Here is a 20,320-nt window from a genome sequence, read left to right as displayed (position 1 = left end):
ACAGTCGTGACGAGGACGGCCCCCGTTCCCGCGGGGGCCGTTGCCATTTCGGCGCCAGCTCGGCCGTCCTCATCGGCTGATAGCCTCCTCGCTCCAAGCCGTTTGGTCAAGATAGACACTCGTTGGAGATTTTCGCCAAACCCAGTACGCTAGAAGCCATGGCAAAGCAGGTCGGGGCACTAGGACCAACGGGTGCGCGTGTCGCACAGCGCCTGCGAGGACTCCGTAGCGAACGTGATCTCACCCTTCAAGTGCTCGCCACCAGGCTTGCCGAGCTCGGTCGGCCAATCGACCTGTCCGCTCTGGCGAAAATCGAGAAGGGCCAGCGGCGGATTGACGTCGACGATCTGATCGCCCTCTCTCTAGCATTGGACGTTTCCCCGAACTGGCTCCTATTGCCAGGCGCGGCCTCCGGCGATATGACGGTCGAGTTGACACCGTCATATCGGAACAATGGAGTAGATGTCTGGTCGTGGGCTACTCGCGATAATCCGAGAAAACTCAGCGCGGCAGCAGGCGCTTCACATGCCCCAGAGACGGAGAAGTCGCTTGGGTCCAATTTCGACTTTCTCCGCAAGAGCTGGCCAGAGATGTATGCAACGGCAGTGCGCGCCGAGCAGCTGGCAAAAACCGATCCGCGGACATCTTGCGTTTATGCTCGCTCAACATTGGAGCTAGCCATTGCGTGGATTTACCAAGTCGATGGCTCAATCCAGCCTCCCGATCGTACAAGCCTGGCAACGATGATCGCTGACCCCGCTCTGGTACGAATCTTGGGATCAACCATTACCCAGAGAATGAACACAATCCGCAGTCAAGGAAATTTGGCTGTTCACAATCGCGGCGCAATTACAGAAAGCGATGCGGTCCGAGTTGTCGGCGAGCTTTTCGAAGTTTCCCTGTGGATTGCACGTACCTACTCGCTAAACACGAATAACCTTCCAGGTTTAGATATTTCTTTCGATTCAGACTTGATTCCTGATCGGAATCCGGCAATTCCAGTAGCTGAAAACCTTCCAATCGTTCGCACCGAGATTCCTGCATCAGTTTCTGAAGACGCCGTGGTCGACATCAGAAGCCGCGAGGATAGCGAAACGCTCGATCTGGTCGTCGACGTACTCCTGGAAGGCGCGGGATGGGCATCAGACGACTCGATAACACGTAATTACCGAATTTCTGAACCAAATCTCCTCGGATCGAAAAGTGCGACGGTTGACTATGTACTGTGGGACGACGATGGAAAACCGCTTGCGCTAGTGGAGATAAAGGAAGCGGCCCAAGATTTTGCATCGTCAACCCGTCAGGCGCAAATCTATGCAGATCGCCTTGAGGAAACATTCGATCAGCGCCCGATAGTCTTCTACACCGACGGTAATGTCACATATATCTGGGACGACGTCCAAAATTCCCCCCGCGAGATTCAAGGCTTCTACGCTAAGGACGAGATCCGCCGACTCATTCGGAGGAAACAGAACTACCGACCACTTACCGAGATCCCGGTCGACGAACTTCTTGTCAACCGCCCGTACCAGCACCGCGCTATCCGTAGGACCTGCGAAGCCTTCGAGGACGACAGACAACGTAGAGCACTCTTGAGCATGGCGCAAGGGTCAGGAAAGGGACTCGTAGCGGTAGCGCTCGTTGATCTCTTGGTGCGTGCGGGCCGAGTCCATCGCGTATTGTTCCTGGCTGACCGTGCACTGATAGTCCAGCAAACTGTTGACATGTTCAACACTCACCTCCCAAACCTTCCCGTGGTGAGCCGCCTGCGCGAAGAGCACTCCAGCGGGCGAGTTCATATAGCCACATATCAGACCATGCTTGCACTCATGAATGAAGTCGATGAATTTGGACTCCGCAAGTTCGGGCCGGGATATTTTGATCTGATCATAATTGGCGAGGCGATCTCAGGGTATCGACAGTACAGCGCCATCGTTGAGCATTTTGATTCCACGGTCCTTGCATTTACATCAGCCCCCAAGGATGCTGTCGACCCTTGCATCTATGAACTTTTCAATCTCGCTGATGGCATGCCGACAGACAGCTATGAACTTGCCGATGCGATTTCCGAAGGCTATGCAATTGCGCCCAACATTTTCGATATTCAATTCACATCCTCCATCAGTGATGAAATGCATATGAGCACGGTCGAGCTAGACATCAATGAGTCCGGCAAGCTGATGGTCGACGCTGCAAAGTATGTCGACGCCGATGACATCAACAGATTCCTGTTCAGCGTGGACGCAATCGACAATATGCTTGAAACTCTGATTCGCGACGGCGTACGGGGGGCAGATGGCGTCCTTGTCGGAAAGACAATTATCTTCGCCAAGTCCATTCAGCATGCGCAAATAATCGCTGAGCGATTTAATGAACGATATCCACAGCTCGGTCATGACTTTGCAAAATCGATTACGTCCCGCAACTTGGACTCGCATCGACTAATCTCTCAATTCGCCGATTCCGACGAAATGCCGCGGATTGCGATCTCTTCAGGACTTCTCGATACCGGGATAGATATTCCGGCTGTCGTCAATCTCGTATTCTTTAAGCCGGTGAGGTCTAAGAGTCTGTTCTGGCAGATGCTTGCTCGCGGTTCTCGAGTTGCACCGAACCTCTTTGGACCGAATCGACATAAGACCCAGTTCAACGTTTTCGACTATTGCCGAAACTTCGAATTCGCTCGCATTGAAGGCATGTAGCAATATAGCAATAGTGGGCGCAGTCGCACCGGTTAGTAGAAATCAGCTACTACACAGTGCGGTTTGACGCTGACTCGATGTCGTTCGGTACGGCCATGCGGGATACAAAAAGGTACGCCAATCGACCGTCGGCGACTCTATGTCCAGCGCGGCTATCCACCTCACGCGGAAGGGCAGCCCGCGTTGGTCGGAGGCCGCCGGCAACGGAGACTCGCAGCCCATGGATAGTCTCAGCGTTGCCAGACTTCGAGCCGAGTACCGATGAGAGCTGTTCGGCGTCGGCTCGGACCGTTGCGCACCGCCCTCGACGAGGTCGGGTACCGCGGAGCGGGCGAAGTAGGGAGAACCCGAACGTGTCCAGTCTCTGGCAACCACATTGCCCTGTACTGGAAGGGCTTGATGAACTTGCCCATCGTCGATCCTGGCCAAGTGCTTGCTAATGACCAGTAGGATAAAGAACGTGACGGATCTTGAACGATGGCTCTCGGATGCTGAAATTCAGCAGTCGAAGTTGATCGCTACACGCGATCCTTCGAATAAACAGCGTCATCATTTTGTGCCACAAATGTACTTGAAGCGATGGCTCGAGCCAAACGGCCAGAACATCCAGTACAAGAACTTCGAAACAGGAAAAGGTGGATTCGGTTCACCGAAGACGGTCGGATTTCTTCCATATTTCTATCGCTATGATTCCATCGGCGAGCCGGAGCTCTGGGTCGAGACCCACCTTGGACGTATCGAAAATGACGGGGCCATGCTCCTCCGCATGTTGGACAGCATGGCTGATGGTGAAGTAACGAATCCCCGGACCGTTCGTGATCTCGCTATCTACGTGGGATTACAGAGCCAACGTACACCGAGAGTCCGTGAAATTAACACAGCCGTGGAGAACTGGAATCCAACCGGCAAGAGCGTACAGACTGCCGCAATTGATTTGGCCATATCCACCTGGCGCGGGATGGTGGTTAGTCATCTATCGACGGGTCGTCGATGGTGGCTTGCGTCAACAAGCAGTCCATTAATGACTTGCGATGAGCCAATCATTCATATTGGATACCCGGGCTGGACTCGAAAGAAACGGCTTAGCCTAGCTACAACTTCAATGCTGGTGTTCCCCATCTCCCCATATCGGCTTCTCATCGCGGCCGCCCGAAACGATCACGTCGATGTGGTGCCGCCCTTCACGCTAGCACCAGCTGAAGTCGATGAAATAAACTTGGAGATCACGGCCAACTGTCTTAAAGTCACCTACGAGCAAGAAAGCACTAGAATTGCGGCCGGACTTTCGATACCCTCCGCCGTTCCGAATCCCGATATCGACAGTGATAACATTTTCAAGAAGACCAATCATCAAACCCGATGGGCAGGTTTGGAAGCACCACCTCCCTGGCCACTGAGCCGATGGGTTCGGTCGATGCCGTTGATTCTTCAGGATTTCGCGAAACTCTTTGGCTACTGAGGCTTCGGTTTTAGCTGCGGCAATTCCATAACAAGACATACGATCTCAGCCGCGAATAGACAGGTGCCAATGATGCGACCACGGGTGTCCAGTTCGATGTAAGTCGCCGCCGACAGTGCTGCGGTAATCGGCGCGTGCCAGGTGAGAACCACAGCGGCATCCTCGGTGTGCCCCATCGATGGCGCTCATTCCCACCGTCTCCCACCGGCGCCACCGCCACCTCCACCCATAGCGAATAACTTTAGCCGGTGAACCCCAGCAGGCATTATCCACTGGCTGGAGCCGGGCATGACATACACGTCAACGTCGATAAGTGCTCCGTCCTCGGCAAACATGAAAATCACGAGGGCCCCAGCAGCTCCATCCCCGCCCGGGCCTCCTATGCGAATTCCGTCGCCTCCACCGCCTCCGCCACCCCCGAACCAGCAAGCATCGCCTCCGGCACCGCCGCTAAACGAACCATCAGCTTCAGGAGTGAACGAACCACTCCCATGAAGTTCGACCTGCAGCAAACTCTCGCATGTTTCACAAAGTCTCAGCCAGGCGGTGTGGGCGGCAATATCGTCCTGAAGGGCAGCCTCGATCGTAAGAGCAATTCTGCCCATCACGACGGGCCAATCACCAGGATAAGCACTGCAATGAATTCCGCCCTGCCAAGCAAGAAGCGCAATACTACGGGCATGAAGTTCCGATACCGACGTATCGATTATGACAGTGCCTCCCTGCAGGATTCGCAATTTGGGGTTCGGGTGAACCAGACCCGGCATCCTGCTACCCCAAACTCTGACCAGCGTCCCCTCCAGCCCCGACACCGGCACCGCCGCCGCCACCACCACCGAACACCGAGGAGCCGCCAGGGCCGCCGCTTATTGAGATGCTGATCGACATGGGCGGTACCGCGGTGTCAGGCCGATCAAGGGCTCCAGCTGCCCATTGCCGTTCAACCTCCGCTATAAGGAGGTCTCGGTAGTTTTCAATTTCCTTGCGGGTCAGGTTCTTTGACTGCCTCGTTGTCGAGTCGAACTCGTCATGATGATCAAAACACAGAAAAACTAGCTCAGACGGATCGGCCTTGCTCGGGTCTTTTCCGAGATGGGCGAGCTGGCCTTTCTTGCGCCCGAAATCGCGGTCAAGACCGAAGCAAACAGCGCAACGCCTACGACTTTCAGCCAGGATCCTGGCTTGGGTCTCTTCGGATACGTGCTCACGTGCGGCCATCGGAACGCCCTCGCTACTAGAACGACTGTCGGGATTGCAAATCTACAGTGCCGAGCAACTCGGCCCGTATACCTTCGAAGTCACCAACCAGTGCAGGCTGCACGATGGCTGACGGTTCTGAGTGTGGCGGTACCGCACCTACTGTGGCAGCTCGCTACTGCAGCCAGGTTCAGGCGCGGATACCCACTCTCTGGCTCAGTTCGCAGACATCGGTGCGCATGCCAGTCGGCGGCTTCTTCAGCAAGTCGCGGAGCATGTCACGGGCGAAACCGTTGTAGCGAATCGTCTCGGGGGCAGTCTGCTCTGACTTCGCCAGCATCGTCAGCGCTGCGGTGTCCTCGTCGCGTTGCATGTAGGCGCGGGCAACCTCGATGAGGTGGCGGCCGCGACGGGGCACGGAAACGATGTTGTCGGCGTCGATGGAGCGGGCCGCACGCAAAGCCTCGCCGGGCTGGCGCAGTTCCACACCGAGAGTTGTTGCGTGCGCGGCCATAACCGGCTGGGAGAAGCTGGTCTGCACATGCCGATAGGTCGGGCCGAGTTGCCGGGCGATGCGGTCGGCCTGTTCCAGGCCGTGCCAGGCGTCGCCGGAGCGGCCACGCCGACCGTGGACGTACGCGATCTCGAACTGCAGGGCTCCGGCGATGCCGTGCCAATCGTCGGGAGTTTCGGCGCGGTTGAGGTAAGGAGTGATCTGGTCGATCGCGTTGCGAGCCAACGCGATTGCCTCCTCCCACCGCCCGGAATCACGCAACGCTTGCACCATCGCCCAAGCACTACACGCGATCACGTACGGGTCATCGGCCTCATAGCCCTCGTTCACGGCACGGTCGGCGACCATCCACACCAGCTCCGGCGCAGGCTGATAGGCGACATAGAAATCGGCCAGCTGATAGACACCGGCCAGCGTCCGGCGCGCGGCGCGGCGATCCTCGGCCGTACGTGCGGCGGTCTGGGCGTCACGGATCAGCCCCGGCAGCAGTGCACCCAGCTGTGAGCGGTGGTCCGGGCTGGAATGGCGGATCCGCCACGCCTTACGCAGCCGCTCATCAAGATGGCCGACACTGACCGGCCGATCACTGGGGGTGATGCGATAGTCGGTCAGCGCGGCCTGCACCTCGGACAAGGCCGCATGACGCTCACCGGCAAATACCGTCACCGGCACTGCATGATCATCTCCGGTGAGCGTGGCGAGGTCGTCCAACTCTAGGACCCGAGCAATACGCAACAACAAGTCGAGGCTCGGTGTCCGCTGAATCCTGCCGTTCTCCAAGGCTTTCAGCCATTCGGCGGACCGGCCGATCTGCGCGGCCAGTACGGGCCGCGCCATTCCGGCGCGTTCGCGGTACAGCCGAACCCGCGCACCGATCTCCGAGGGACCTTCGGAACCACTCACGGGACCACCTCCTGGTCGTGCGGTGACGACAATCGCCAGCGTAACGGCATGGGGGTACGTTCGTACCCGTTCACGGCGTCGGCCGGGCATACGTTCCACATTGCCCGACGTCGGTTCGATCACCAGTCCCCGGCGTCGGGTGCACTCCAACACCGTTCCAGGGACATGGAGAACACCCGACATGGAAATCATCGTTGTCGCCACCCTCATCGCGCTAGTGCTGGTTTTCCTCGCCGCTCACGCGCTGCCGGACGCCGAGCGCACGCGGCGGCCGAAGCGGCTGACCGTTGCCGACATTCAAGCGCGCCTGGCAGCCGAACCACCACGCCCATACGTACCGATCAGCAGGGGGCGGTGAGCGATGGCGTTCACCGAACCCGAGGCGAAAGTCCTTGGCGCACTGTCGAACCTCGACCCTCCGCACGCGCTGAGCGTGCGGCAACTCTGCTGCGCGACCCTGCTGCCGGAGACCTCGGTCCATCGGGCGCTGCTGCGACTGTCGCGTACCGGGCTGGCGATGGGCACCCTGCAAGGTCCAGCACGATGGCGCTGCACGGACCGTGGACGTCTCGCGATCACCCGACCGGTGTACCGGGACTACGCCGGGGTACGACCATGAGCAACTACGTGATCGGATTCCTCCGACCGGACGTGTCCGGCGACCGATGGGGCGAAGACGAGGCGCGGATCCATGCGCTTGCCGCGGAGCGCGGGTGGTCGGTAATCCTGATGTACTACGGCGACCCGGACCGACCCAGCGGCGCGGCGATCAACCGCCTGATGAACCTCGCCTACAGCGAACACGCCAACGGCGTGATCGCGCCGAGCGCAGACCATTTCGAACCCGACGACATCCCGGCCCTCGTCAAAATCACCGACGTGATCTGCACAGACACCGACACCAAATACACCACCGCCAGTAACGACGGACAGGACCAGACCGGGCCGGTCAACCGGCGATAGGCGTCACCCCCCCCCCCCCCGCCGTGACCACATCCAAAGCGCCCCAGGGACAAGACAACCACCCCTGGGGCGCTCTCCTGCGGCGACACCGATCGTTATTGAACCGTTTCGCACTGAAAAGTCGAAATCGGGCCCCTTCTCGGCAGTTAACAGGCGCGACACCCCAATATGCCGGAACCCAGCGGACCCCGTGATTGATGCCGAACTTTGACCACGGAACACGGAATTGCATCAATTCCGGTCGCGAACGTGGATAAACGCGGGTTCTCCTGCCAGTACAGGGCGACGCCACGCCAAACGCCGAACATCCCACAGGAGCCCCGATGGAACGTCCCGAACCCGGAAAACACGCCCCGAACGGTACAGAACCCGCCAAGCCACCTGCTCGTGACCGCGCCCATAAACGCTGGCACATCGACCGAGTCGACACCGAACCCCTCACCACCACCCAACACGACCATGCCGTCACCCTCCTCGCCGACCTCCTCACTGCGTGGACCCACCGTCACCACACCGACAACGGCGAACGGAACGCCGCATGACACGCGGCTACCGAAATATCCGCCACACCAACACATTCGAAAACCGATCGAGCGACAATAGACCCGGCGACATGCCGGGCCGCACCACGAACCAGAATTCCGTTCTGCCACAGGATGTTTCGGACATCCACGTTTGCGAGAAGCGTGTATCAATGGGAAGGACCGGCAACATGGCGGGCACCAAGAAATCCTCAACATCGCGTATCGCCACCGACATTGCCGCATGGGGACAGGACGTGCGGGTAGCGACTTACACCCGCCGCTCTACCACCGAAGACAACCAGCCCTACTCCATCGAAGCCCAGGACGCCCGGCTGGCCTCCTACATCGATTCCCAACCCGGCTGGCGACATACGACGTCGTTCACCGACGACGCTTCCGGCGCGAGCGCCGAACGGCCCGGCCTGCAACGCGCGCTGCAAGCCGCGCGTGCCGGACTCATCGATGTGCTTGTGGTCTACCGGGTCGACCGTTTCTCCCGCAGCCTGCGTGACCTGGTCACCCTGCTCGACGAGCTGGACCGAGCCAGAGTCGTGTTCCGCTCCGCCACAGAACCATTCGACACCTCCACCCCCATGGGTCGAATGCTGGTGCAGATGCTGGGCATGTTCGCCCAATTCGAACGCGACACCATCATCGACCGCGTCATCGCGGGCATGGAACGCAAAGCCGCCAAAGGCAAATGGAAGGGCGGCAAACGGCCCTACGGATACCGGGTCGACAGAGCTACCCAAACCCTCGTCGTTGACGAGGCCGAAGCCGTGGTCGTGCGAATGATCTTCGACCTCTACGCCTGCCGCCGTCTCGGTGCACGTGCCGTCGCCGCGGAGCTAAATGCGCGCGGGCATCGCGCCAGCACCGGCCGTGAATGGTCCGGCCACCATGTACTGCGGATCCTCAACAGCCGGATTTATCTCGGTGAGTTGACCTTTCGCGACACCACCGTCACCGACACTCACCCCGCCATCACCGAAACCGACACCTTCGACCGCGCCCAGGCGGTCCTCGAAGCACGCGGGGATTCCCACGCCCACCGCGCCGCGAACTCCTCGGACTACCTGCTGACCGGCCGCTTGCGCTGCCCACGCTGCGGGCGCGCCATGATCGGCACCCGCGCAACCGGACGCTCCCGCACCTACCGCTATTACACCTGCTTCAACCGCGCCCGCTACGACGCCGACAAGTGCGACTTCACCCGCCTCGACGCCGACTCCGTCGACGCGGCCGTTCTGGAAGCCTTGGGCCAGTTCTACCGCACCCGCCACGACCTGATCAGCCAAGCCATCACCGCCCAACAGCGACGACACCACGATTCCAGTAGTGACACCCGCGTCGAACTGGACGCCGTCGCCGCCGAGCTCGCCAAAGCTCAGCAGGCGATCGACCGATACCTGAACGCCTTCGAAAACGGCACTCTCGATCCCGAGCTCCTCGCCGGAAGGCTCAGCGAATTGCGCGCCAAGACAGGCCAACTCATCACCCGGCGCGACGAACTCACCATCACCCTGGCGAACGAACCCATCGCCCCGGAACCCGCAACGCTGGATGGCATCGCCGACCACATCGCGGAAATCATCGCCACCGGCACGCGCACCCAAGCCAAGGCACTCATCGAGACCCTCGTCGCCCAGGTCGCCATCACCGGCCCCGACCGCTTGGTCCCTACGTTCCGCGTCCCCCAACCCGGAAACGACATTGGGGCTGGTACCGCTTCCGCGGTACCAGCCCCAATGGAGTCGGTTCGTGCAATGACACGATTGGTGGAGCTAAGGGGACTCGAACCCCTGACCCCCACACTGCCAGTGTGGTGCGCTACCAGCTGCGCCATAGCCCCATGTTCAGTTCTCGCTCGCGGGGCGTGCCCCGCTTGCCTGAACGAAGTTACACGACGCGCATCGGACAAACCAAATCGCCTGCGTAAAGGCTGGCGATCGCGATCTTCTGGGGGTAGCCTCGAACACATGTTCGATAGCGGAGAGGCGGAGGCGATGGGCGATGAGGAGCTGATCGATGCACTGCGACGGGCACACGGGGCAGCGGCATTCGCGCAGGCGGCGGAGATCACAGCGATTCGGGAGGTTTATCGGCGGCATCGCGCCGCGAACGCCGAACCCGGGCCGGGTGGGGTGCGGGCCGGTGAGTTCGCGGCGGCACAGGTCGCGGTCGCGGTGCACCAGTCCGAGGCGGTGGCGGCGGCCCTCATCGATATCGGGCTGGCCCTGGACTCGCTACCGCGGACCAGGGCGGCGTTCGCGGCGGGGCGGATAGACCTCTCGCGGGTGCAGGTGATCGCCGAGGCCATGCGGGGACTCGCGCGTGAGGTGCGAGAAGCCTTGGAACCCAAGCTTATCGACGCCGCCACCCGCACCGATCCGAGCCGACTGCGGCAGACCGCGCGGCGCTGGATCATTCGGCTCGACGCCGATGGGGAGCAGCGGCGGCGCGAGGAACGCGAAAGTGACCGCGATGTGCGAATTCGCGCCGTCGCCGACGGAATGGCCGTCTTCGACGGGCTGCTGCCCGCCGCGGGCGCGCAGACCATTGCCATGCGGCTACGCGAAATGAGTCTGCAGGTCTGCGAGGACGATCCGCGCACCATGCCGCAGCGCCGCGCCGACGCCCTCGTCGCCCTGGCCGACGGCACCGGACGCCTGCGCTGCGGCTGCACGCGCGGTAAGTACTGCCCGCAGGCCGGAGCTCCCTCGGCGCCCCGCCGCCCGCTCATCCAGGTGGGCATGTCCGCCGAAACCCTGCTCGGCCTCCGCGACGACCCGGCCTTCCTCTCCGGCTACGGTCCCGTCGACGCCGCCCTGGCCCGCACCCTCGCCGAACACGCCCGCTTCCAGGTGATTCCGGAGTACTTCGCCGAGGAACCCGCACCAGCCGCCCCCGCAGAACCGGCCATCCCGGCCAAGGTCGAGGACGCAACCTCGCCCGCTCGATCGTCGGCCGAGGGCCTCGCCCTATCCAGCACCGTGGACCCGGCCACGCAAGTCGGGCTCGACAACCCCGCTCGGCCAGCGGCCGAGGGCCTCACCGCACCTGCTCGATCCGCCGCCGAGGAACGATCGCGAGCGGCCCACCCCGCCGGATCGAGGCGAAAGGGTGCGCCGAAACCGTTTGCGCCCCAGAATCTTCCGGAACCGCCCGGCAGGACTCTTCCAGGAGGGTCAGCGGAGGCCGCTGCGCGGTCCGGCCGCCGCGGTTCGACCGCGCCGCGCGCCCCATGGGAGCGCATCCCAGGCGTCCCCGGAGGTCAGGCCCACCCGGAGCACTTCCCGGGCACAGGCGAGCAATCCGATCCCGCGACGCCCGAGCCGCTCCGCGCCGCCGGACATTCGGGCCCTGCCGCCCCACAGACATCACAATCCGCTGCGGCGCAGGATGTTTCGGACCTGTGGGAGGAGCGGACGTACACCCCCGAACACATGCATCCGGCGATAGCAGCAGCAATGCGAGCCGCAGCGGAGCTGGCCGACCCGGGTTCACCGGAGGCGGCGGCACGGGAGACCGATCCAACCTCACCCGAAGCTCTGCGAGCAGCGGCGCGACAGGATGTTTCGGACTTGCAGAAGGAACGGACGTACACCCCCGAGCACGTGCATCCGGCGATAGCAGCAGCCATTCGAGCTGCGGCGGAGCTGGCCGATCCCGGTTCGCCTGAGGCGCTGCGGGAGGCTGCACGACAGGCCGACCCGGATTCGCCAGAAGCACTGCGGGCAGCGGCGGCGCGGGAGGCCGATCCGACCTCGCCCGAAGCACTGCGGGCGGCGGCGCTGCGGGTGGCGGGTACGGGTGTGCCCGGTGCGCATCCTGCCGGGTCGAAGCGGCGGCAGCCGGTGAAACCTGCTGTGCCGCATGTGTTCTCGTCGGCTCCGCCGCGTGAGATTCGGGCTTTCGATGCGCTCTGCCGGTTTCCGGGCTGCACCATGCCCGCGGCGGAAACCCTGGTGGCACAGTTCGATCCGCTGCGTTCGCGCCGTGCCCCGCAGCACAGCGCGGCTCCGCGGGCCGTGCTGTGCTCACATCATCACCGTCTCAAAGCCCTCGCCGACAGCGGCAAACAGCCCTGGCGCGTCTACCTGGCCGATACCGATCGCATGCGCTGGATCGACCCCACCGGCGAACCCCATGAAACCGTCCGGGAAGGCGCTCGCTACCTCTTCCCCGACACCGACATCGACGCTCCCGCCCGCCTCACCCGGCACCTGCACCGAGCCCCCGAAGTGCATCTGGATCTACCGATCCCGTTGCGCCCCTTCACCGCTGACATCGCCTACCCCGTGGACACCCACGTCCTGCTCCATCCCCAACTGGCCCGCACCACCCCCGAGAACGACATCCCCACCATCCCGGCCCGCCCAGCACCGCGGTGAGCGCGACCACCCGTCCGGGCCGGCATCCCGCCGGACCTACCCACCCGCAACGCCGCACCGCCTGTAATCCTCAGCGCCCCAACTCATCCCGCGACCGGCTAGGTCACGGTGTGAGTGCGGCACCGCAGCCCCCGAACTTCCTGCCCGCCCGCCCCTGACCACGGAACCGTGCTGCCTGCTCGGTTCCCTGCCCGGGGCGCGGCTCTCCTGGTTGCTCGATGGGCCGCGCCCCACCAATTCCTCGCACCCACAACCACGGAGCCGCGGCTGGCGCGCGACTCCCACCGGGGGTGCGGCCGGCAGTCACCCCCGGCCCGGCCGCACCCCACCCCGAAAGACAAGGGGGACAAGAACAAAACCCCACCCCTACGTGGACGAGCAGTCGTCCGGATCGGGGCGGGGCTTGTTTTGTCCAGCGCGTTGGTCAGTTGGCGGCGGATTGCACCCAGTCGTCTTTGTTGACGTCGAGTTTGTGGCCGTCCAGGAAGACCGAGGGGGTGGCTACTCGGTTGCCCGAGGCCGCGGTGAGCGCCTTCATAGCGGAGTCGGCGTGGTTGCGGGCCGAGTCGAGGCGGTCGCCGGTGGTGATGCATTTCAAGGCGTCCGCCGAGGCGCCGGAGTCCTTGGCGATGGCGGCCAGGTCCTGGTTGTTGTAGTCGGAGCCACCTTCGGAGGGCTGCTTCGTGGTGAAGAGCAGGGAATGGTACTTGGCGTAGGCGGGACCGTCCCCGGCCTGGGCCATGCATTCGTTGGCGGCGATGGCGCGGGTGGAGTAGTCCTTGGAGCTCGACTTGGAGTCCAGGAAATTGACAAGCCGGTAGCGGACGGCGAGTTTGCCCTCGTCGACCTGCTGGGCGATCTCCTGGCCGTACAGCTTCTCCAACTGGCCGCAGGCGGGGCAGAGCGGGTCTTCGTAGACGTCAATGGTTTTGGCGACATCGGGCTTGCCGAGGACGATCGCGCCATCGGAGTCCATGGCCACCGAGACCGCCGGATCATGTGGCGGGCCGTAGCCGTCGTTGCGGATCGAATCGCTGCCGCCCTTACTCCACTGGGAGACGGCGAAGATGATCAACGCGACCACCACCACGGCCACCGCGGCCAATGCGTAGGTGGTCTTGCTCGATACCGGCCGCGGGGTGTGTTTCGAAGACGGTGCGCTCACCCGCAACACTCTGCACCACACCCGGCGGATCAGACCAGGCGACCCCACGACAGCACCGCGACGAATCGATCAGGCCCCCGTGGCCACCGCGGGTTCCTTGCGCCGCAAGGTTTCCGGAACCACCAACCAGACCGCCGACGCGGAGGCCAGAATGACACCGGTGACACCGAGCGCCACGCCGTAGGAGACCTGATCGGCGAGCATGCCGATCAGATACGGGCCGAGGAAGGTGCCCAGGTCGGCGGACATCTGATATCCGGCCAGCACCGGCCCACCACGCACACCCGGCCCGATGACGTCCGCGACCGCGGCCTGCAGCGCGGGCGAGAACATTCCCGAACCGATACCCGCGATACACGAGGCGACCAGCAACCACGGGAAGGTCGCGGCCAGCCCCAGACCGGTCGTGCCCACCGCGCAGATCAGCGTCCCGGCGATGAGGAACGGCTTGCGCCCCAGCCGATCCGACCAGCGCCCGGACAGGAACAGCACCGCCGCGTTACCGGCCGCGAAAACGGTCAATGCGACACCGGCCAGACCCGCGTCCTTCTTCAGCACCTCGACCACGATCAGCGGCACCAACGCCATCCGCACACCGAAAACCGCAGCGCCATTACCGAAGTTGGCCCACAGCGCCGCCCGGTACGCGGGTCGCGCCAACCCCTGGCGGAAGCTCATGACCGCCGCCCCATTGGCCGCCTCGGGCACCGCCAGCGGCGAATCCCGCAGCGCCACATAAACGATCGCGCTTGCGATGAGCAGTGCGACGCAGTAGATGACGAAGGGCGCGCGCAGCCCCAGGAACGACAGCGCCCCGCCCACCAGCGGACCACTGATCGATCCGATCAGGAAGCTGGTCGAGTACACCCCCGACACCCGCCCGCGCTCCAGCGGCGGCGAAATCCGAATCACCAGCGCCAGTGAGGAGACCGTGAACATGGTCGACCCGATACCGCCGAGCGACCGCAGAATCAGCAGCTGCCAATAACTCTGGGCGAACGCGCACGCACCCGTGGAGATGGCGACAATGATCAACCCGGTCAGATACACGGGCCGTTCGCCGAGCTTCTGCACCAGCCGTCCACCGAGCGGCGCGAAGATCAACCGCATCAACGCGAACGCGCTGACGATGAACGAGGCCGCGGCCACGCCCACCCCGAAACTCCGGGCGAACTGCGGCAGTGCGGGTGCGACCAGACCGAATCCGATGGCAATGGTGAACGCGGCCCCCACCAGCACCCAGATCTCTACCGGTAGCGCCTTGGATCTATTCACCAGCCAAAGCCCGTCCCACCATCTCCTCCGCGGCCGCCTGCACCTGCGCCAGATGCTCGGGGCCCTCGAACGATTCCGCGTAGATCTTGTACTTGTCCTCGGTGCCGGAGGGTCGCGCGGCGAACCAGGCGTTCTCGGTGGTGACCTTCACCCCGCCCAGCGCCGCGCCATTACCGCGCGCCCTGGTCTGGATGCCGGTGATCGCCTCTCCGGCGATCTCTTTCGCGGTGATCATGTCCGGCGTCAACGCCGCCAGCTTGGCTTTCTGTTCCGCGGTGGCATTGGCGTCGACCCGGTTGTAGGCCGGACTGCCGTACCGCTTCTCCAATTCGGTGTAGCGCGTGGAGGGGCTCTGCCCGGTGACGGCGGTGATCTCCGCGGCCAGCAGGGCGAGCAGAATGCCGTCCTTGTCGGTGGTCCAGACGGCGCCGTCCATGCGAAGGAAGGAGGCGCCCGCGCTCTCCTCACCGCCGAAAGCCAGACTGCCGCTGAACAACCCGGGCACGAACCATTTGAACCCGACCGGCACCTCGTACACGTCACGGCCGAGCACGCCGACCACGCGATCGATCATGGACGAGGTCACCACCGTCTTGCCGATCTTGGTGAGCGCGTCCCAACCCATCCGATTCGCGATCAGATACTCGATCGCCACCGCCAGGTAGTGGTTCGGATTCATCAGCCCCGCATCGGGAGTCACGATGCCGTGCCGGTCGGCATCGGCGTCATTACCCGTGGAGATGTCGTAATCGTCGCGAATCGCGACCAACGAGGCCATGGCGTACCGCGAGGACGGATCCATCCGGATCTTGCCGTCACTGTCGAGGGTCATGAAGCGCCAGGTCGGATCGACGAACGGATTCACCACCTCGAGCTCGAGGTCGTAGCGCTGGCCGATCTCCTCCCAGTAGTCCACGCTCGCACCGCCCATCGGGTCCGCGCCCAGCCGAATCCCCGCGCCTCGAATGGCGTCCAGGTTCAGCACATTGGGTAGATCCCCGATATACCGGTCGAGGTAGTCGTAGCGTTCGACCTTGTTGGCCAGCGCATTGGCGAGACTGGTGCGCCGCACCTCGGCGAGCCCACCGCGCAGCAGTTCATTGGCGCGCGCGGCGATCGCGTCGGTGGCGACCGTATCGGCCGGACCACCGTGCGGCGGATTGTATTTGAACCCGCCGTCCCGGGGCGGATTATGCGAGGGCGTCACCACGATGCCATCGGCCTGATGCCGCGTTCCGCCGCGATTGTGCCGCAGCACCGCATGACTCAGGGCCGGTGTGGGCGTGTACCTGTCCCGCGAATCGATAATGGCGGTCACATCATTGGCGGCGAGCACCTCGAGGGCGGTGGTCCAGGCGGGCTCGGACAAAGCGTGCGTATCGCGCGCCAGATAGACCGGTCCGGTGATGCCGCGGGTGGCGCGATACTCCACGATGGCCTGGGTGATGGCGAGGATATGCGACTCGTTGAAGGCGTTGTCCAGACTCGAGCCGCGATGCCCGGAGGTGCCGAAGGACACCAACTGCGCCGGATCCTCGGGATCGGGAATCCGGCTGTAGTAGGCCGTCACCAAGTGCGCGATGTCCTCGAGGTCCGTGGCGCGGGCCGGTCGACCGGCTCGATCGTGCGCCATGCTCGCACCTCCCTTCCGTATCGCCTGTGCCCGGCTGGTCATCAGGATCACGGGGACACCGTCACGACGTTCGCCACCGCATAGCTGTAAGCGTCCTCCTCAGTCCATCGAACCGCAGTCCGGCCGAACCTACTGAATGTGGTCAGCACGAGTGTGCCCAGAGGAACGACACTAGCGAATCGATATGCCGCCGCGCGATCCAATGGTTGCCAGCCCGCCCGCACCTCACTCATCGCCTGCCCCCAATCGTCGCCTTGCCGCCACTTCGCTCCCCCGAGTTCGCCGGGCGCGGAAGGTGTCCGGCCCCATCCGAGCAAGTCTACGAACTTTCGCCGCGCGACGGTGCGAGCCACCACCCTCCTGTCCAGTTTGCTAAATCATTGCCCTCCGGCGTGTTGCTGAGCCTTAACTTGACCCGGGAACTGCGAGGATAGTGCGGCTTGCCCGGTGTTGTCCCATCGGCCTCGAGGAGAGCCAAGTTGGCGGTGCGGCAGTTGATCAGAAGTACGCTGGTCCGGAGCTGCGGTCTGGCCGCGGTGGTGGTCGCCGTCATGGCGGGCGCACCGGCCGCGCATGCGGGAGCGATATATCCGATCGCCGACCCCGACGGGTTCTACTACGCCCCAGGAAATCTCGGTGATTCCGCACCCGGGGACATCCTGCGCTCACGCGCGATGCCCTCCCCGTGGCCCGGTTCCACGGTATGGCAGTTGCTCTTCCACTCCACCGATTCGTCGGGCGGCCCCATTGCCGCGATGACCACGCTGATCATGCCCGGCGGCCCCGGCCCGAAACCGTTGGTCTCCTACCAGCCGTTCGTGAATTCGCTTGGGCTGCAATGCGCTCCGTCACACGCGCTGTTCGACGGCGGACTCAAGGAGTCCGCGGCGCTGAATCTGCTGCTGGCCCGGGGCTGGGCGGTCGCGGTCCCCGACCACCTGGGCCCGGACAGTGCGTACGGGGCCGCGCGCATGGGCGGGCAGATCACCCTCGACGGGATTCGCGCCGTCGAGCGCTTCGCCCCTGCGGGACTGGGGAATTCCCCGGTCGGCATGGTCGGATACTCCGGCGGGGCGATGGCGACGGGCTTCGCGGGCGCGCTGGCCTCGGAGTACGCGCCCGAGTTGAATATCGTCGGAATCGCGCAGGGCGGTGTTCCGGTGAATCCGGGCAAGATCGCCATCCAGGTCGGCGATGCCCCGCATCCGCTATTCGGGCTGGGCTTCGCGGTCGCCATCGGCATGGAACGCGAATACCCCGGCGAACTCCCGCTCGACAACGCCTTGACCCCGGCCGGCTTCGCACTCCGCGATCGGATCGCGAATTCCTGTGTGGATGACATTATTTCGGCCGGAGCCGGTCATACCATCAGCGAGGTCTTCCATCGCGGTATGGAGAACGATCCGGCGCTCATCGCCGCCTTCCACGCCAACGCCCTGGAGATCTTCCCCGGCGTTCCGCACGCGCCGGTCTACGAATGGCACGGCGGCAATGATCAGGTGCCGCTGGATCTCGCGCTCGCGACCGCGGGTCGCTACTGCGCCGCGGGGACCCCGGTCCAGTTCGACATCATTCCGGGCACCGATCACGGCACGGCCATCCTGCCCGGCGCGATCAACGCCTACGGCTATCTCGCGGATCGTTTCGCCGGGCGCCCGGCACCGTCCAACTGCCACTAGGGATTTCACCCCAGGGCGAAGAACAACAGCAGCCCCGCTCACTGACGTGAGCGGGGCTGTGATGCGAAAGGGGGTGGGTGGGCAGCCCGCAAGGATCACCTAGGTGCAGCCTCAGCGTGGCCCGCCCCTACCAGCCGAAGCAGCGGCCCCGCTCGGCGTGCCCAATCCGCATCACCAAGTAGCGGCCCCGCTCGGCGTGCCCAATCCGCATCACCGAGGAGCGGCCCCGCTCACATCGTTGTGAGCGGGGCCGCTTCTTCTCGATTCGCGGTAGCGAATCTCAGTGCGCCAGAACGGGTTCGCCCTCCGACGGCACCGGGACATTGTTCGGCATGATGATGCCGGTGATCACCGCGCCGACCACGAAGATCGCTGCGGCCCACCAGAAGGTGGTGGTGTAGCTCTGCACCGCGGCCTCGGCGAGCACGGCCGGCGACGGCGCGGCACCCGAAACATGGTCGGAGACATAGTTTCCGAAAGCAGTGGCGGCGAGCGTGCTCAACAGTGCGGTGCCGATCGAGCCGCCGACCTGCTGGCTGGTGTTGACCATGGCCGAGGCCACGCCCGCGTCATCGTGGTGCACGCCGGAGGTCGCGCCGATGAAGGCGGTCGACATGGCGGTACCGAGGCCGACACCCATCAGGATGAGGCTGGGCAGGATGTGGCTGGCGTAGGCGGTGTCCACGCCGATCCGGGTCAGCAGCGCCATACCCAGTGCGGCGAGCAGGAATCCGGTCACGACCGTCACCTTCGGGCCGACCTTGGGCACCAGCAGCGACGGCACCGTGGTCGAGGAGGCGACCATGCCCGCCACCATCGGCAGGAAGGCCACGCCGGTGATGATCGGCGAGTATCCCAGCGACTGCTGCATGTAGTAGGTCAGGAACAGGAACATGGCGAACATGCCGATACCGATGGCGAAGACCGTCATATAGGATGCGCCGCGGGTGCGGTCCAGGATCACGCGCAGCGGCAGCAGCGGATTCTTGACCCGCCGTTCCAGTGCGAAGAACACGCCCAGCAGCACCACGCCGCCGATGAGGAAGCCCAGGGTGGCCGAGTTGGTCCAGCCGTCGCTCTCGGCCTTGGAGAAGCCGTAGACGATGGAGAACAGCGCGGCGGTGACCGCGACGGTGCCCGGAATATCCAGCTTGGGCCGGACGGTGGCGGTGTGCTTGGCCAGCAGCAGGATCGCGCCGACCAGTGCGATGGCCGCGAAGACCAGGTTCACGTACATGACCCAGCGCCACGACGCCCATTCGGTGAGCGCGCCACCGAGCAGCAGGCCGAGCGCGCCGCCCGCACCGGCGATGGCGCCGAAGATGCCGAACGCCTTGGCGCGTTCCTTGGGTTCGGTGAAGGTCACGGTGAGCAGTGACAGCGCGGCGGGCGCGAGCAGGGCACCGAAGACGCCCTGGGCCACGCGGGCACCGACCAGGACCTCGAAGCTGGGGGCGGCGCCACCGACCGCGGAGGCGGCCGCGAAGCCGATCAGACCGATGATGAAGGTGGTGCGACGGCCGAAGAGATCGGAGAGCCGTCCGCCGAGCAGCAACAGGCTGCCGAAGGCGAGCGCGTATCCGGTGACCACCCATTGCCGGTCACCATTGGAGAAGCCGAGGTCGAGCTGAGCTTCGGGCAGTGCGATATTCACGACGGTCGCATCGAGCACGACCATCAGCTGGGCCACGCCGAGTACGGCGAGCACCCACCAGCGCATGGCATGTGAGCCGCGGCGACCGTCTGCGGTCGTCGGCGCGGCTACCGCCTTCTCTTTCTCGAGAGCTGTCGTCATTGGTGGTTTCCTCGTCCCCTAGGATTACCGGAGAAGCCATCTCCGTTTACTCAAACAAGCTACCATCTAAACGGAGCTATCCCCTCCGGATAATCCCGGACCCTGTTAGGATTGGGC

General features: G+C 63.7%; 15 protein-coding genes, 1 tRNA gene and 1 pseudogene. 9 read left to right on the top strand and 8 right to left on the bottom strand.

The window, feature by feature from the left end; genetic code table 11:
• Positions 1–158: 158 nt before the first annotated feature.
• Positions 159–2,702, top strand: coding sequence for a DEAD/DEAH box helicase family protein (locus OHB26_RS19705; RefSeq protein WP_330178746.1), 2,544 nt, complete (start codon positions 159–161; stop codon positions 2,700–2,702).
• A 460-nt stretch (positions 2,703–3,162) separates the two neighbouring features.
• Positions 3,163–4,161 (top strand): DUF4238 domain-containing protein, encoded by a 999-nt coding sequence (locus OHB26_RS19700; protein WP_330178745.1) that lies wholly within the window; start codon positions 3,163–3,165, stop codon positions 4,159–4,161.
• On the opposite strand, the gene OHB26_RS19695 is transcribed toward OHB26_RS19700, so the two are convergent.
• The 3 genes from OHB26_RS19695 to OHB26_RS19685 form a co-directional block, all read right to left on the bottom strand.
• Entirely contained in the window at positions 4,155–4,337 is a 183-nt protein-coding gene (locus OHB26_RS19695) for a hypothetical protein (RefSeq protein ID WP_330178744.1), read from the bottom strand. The genes OHB26_RS19700 and OHB26_RS19695 overlap by 7 nt on opposite strands.
• Before the next feature lie 595 nt (positions 4,338–4,932).
• Positions 4,933–5,379, bottom strand: a complete 447-nt coding sequence (locus tag OHB26_RS19690; protein WP_330178743.1) for a hypothetical protein — start codon at positions 5,377–5,379, stop codon at positions 4,933–4,935.
• Positions 5,380–5,548: 169 nt separating this feature from the next.
• Positions 5,549–6,898, bottom strand: coding sequence for a helix-turn-helix domain-containing protein (locus tag OHB26_RS19685; RefSeq protein WP_330178742.1), 1,350 nt, complete (start codon positions 6,896–6,898; stop codon positions 5,549–5,551).
• 58 nt (positions 6,899–6,956) lie between these two features.
• Between OHB26_RS19685 and OHB26_RS19680 the strand changes: the two genes are divergently transcribed.
• The 5 genes and pseudogenes from OHB26_RS19680 to OHB26_RS39720 all read left to right on the top strand — a co-directional run.
• Positions 6,957–7,133: a hypothetical protein gene (locus OHB26_RS19680; protein ID WP_330178741.1), complete on the top strand. Its 177-nt coding sequence runs from the start codon at positions 6,957–6,959 to the stop codon at positions 7,131–7,133.
• Between the two features lie 3 nt (positions 7,134–7,136).
• A complete protein-coding gene (locus tag OHB26_RS19675; protein WP_330178740.1) occupies positions 7,137–7,394 on the top strand; it encodes a hypothetical protein in 258 nt (85 codons plus the stop codon).
• A complete protein-coding gene (locus OHB26_RS19670; protein WP_330178739.1) occupies positions 7,391–7,738 on the top strand; it encodes a hypothetical protein in 348 nt (115 codons plus the stop codon). The genes OHB26_RS19675 and OHB26_RS19670 overlap by 4 nt, the downstream gene beginning before the upstream one ends.
• Before the next feature lie 323 nt (positions 7,739–8,061).
• A complete protein-coding gene (locus tag OHB26_RS19665; RefSeq protein ID WP_330178738.1) occupies positions 8,062–8,280 on the top strand; it encodes a hypothetical protein in 219 nt (72 codons plus the stop codon).
• Positions 8,277–9,461: pseudogene (locus tag OHB26_RS39720) on the top strand (recombinase family protein); the annotation flags it as partial. The gene OHB26_RS19665 and the pseudogene OHB26_RS39720, both read left to right, overlap by 4 nt.
• 577 nt (positions 9,462–10,038) lie before the next feature.
• Here the strand turns inward: OHB26_RS39720 and OHB26_RS19650 are convergent.
• Positions 10,039–10,114 (bottom strand) — tRNA-Ala (locus OHB26_RS19650).
• A 127-nt stretch (positions 10,115–10,241) separates the two neighbouring features.
• On the opposite strand from OHB26_RS19650, the gene OHB26_RS19645 reads away from it, so the two are divergent.
• Positions 10,242–12,656 carry a DUF222 domain-containing protein gene (locus OHB26_RS19645; RefSeq protein ID WP_330178735.1) on the top strand — a complete coding sequence of 805 codons (2,415 nt, stop codon included), beginning with the start codon at positions 10,242–10,244 and terminating at the stop codon, positions 12,654–12,656.
• A 424-nt stretch (positions 12,657–13,080) separates the two neighbouring features.
• On the opposite strand, the gene OHB26_RS19640 is transcribed toward OHB26_RS19645, so the two are convergent.
• The 3 genes from OHB26_RS19640 to pgm form a co-directional block, all read right to left on the bottom strand.
• A complete protein-coding gene (locus tag OHB26_RS19640; protein WP_330178734.1) occupies positions 13,081–13,821 on the bottom strand; it encodes a DsbA family protein in 741 nt (246 codons plus the stop codon).
• Between the two features lie 69 nt (positions 13,822–13,890).
• Entirely contained in the window at positions 13,891–15,099 is a 1,209-nt protein-coding gene (locus OHB26_RS19635; RefSeq protein WP_330185711.1) for an MFS transporter, read from the bottom strand.
• Positions 15,089–16,729, bottom strand: coding sequence for a phosphoglucomutase (alpha-D-glucose-1,6-bisphosphate-dependent) (pgm, locus tag OHB26_RS19630; protein WP_330178733.1), 1,641 nt, complete (start codon positions 16,727–16,729; stop codon positions 15,089–15,091). Before pgm ends, OHB26_RS19635 begins: the two co-directional genes overlap by 11 nt.
• A gap of 485 nt (positions 16,730–17,214) precedes the next feature.
• Between pgm and OHB26_RS19625 the strand changes: the two genes are divergently transcribed.
• Positions 17,215–18,408 (top strand): lipase family protein, encoded by a 1,194-nt coding sequence (locus OHB26_RS19625; protein WP_330185710.1) that lies wholly within the window; start codon positions 17,215–17,217, stop codon positions 18,406–18,408.
• Positions 18,409–18,688: 280 nt separating this feature from the next.
• On the opposite strand, the gene OHB26_RS19620 is transcribed toward OHB26_RS19625, so the two are convergent.
• On the bottom strand, positions 18,689–20,203 hold the full coding sequence (locus OHB26_RS19620) for a DHA2 family efflux MFS transporter permease subunit (protein WP_442942681.1): 1,515 nt from the start codon (positions 20,201–20,203) through the stop codon (positions 18,689–18,691).
• Positions 20,204–20,320 lie beyond the last annotated feature (117 nt).

This window comes from Nocardia sp. NBC_01503 (assembly GCF_036327755.1).
GTDB lineage: Bacteria > Actinomycetota > Actinomycetes > Mycobacteriales > Mycobacteriaceae > Nocardia.
This window is presented reverse-complemented; position numbering and strand designations above follow the sequence as displayed.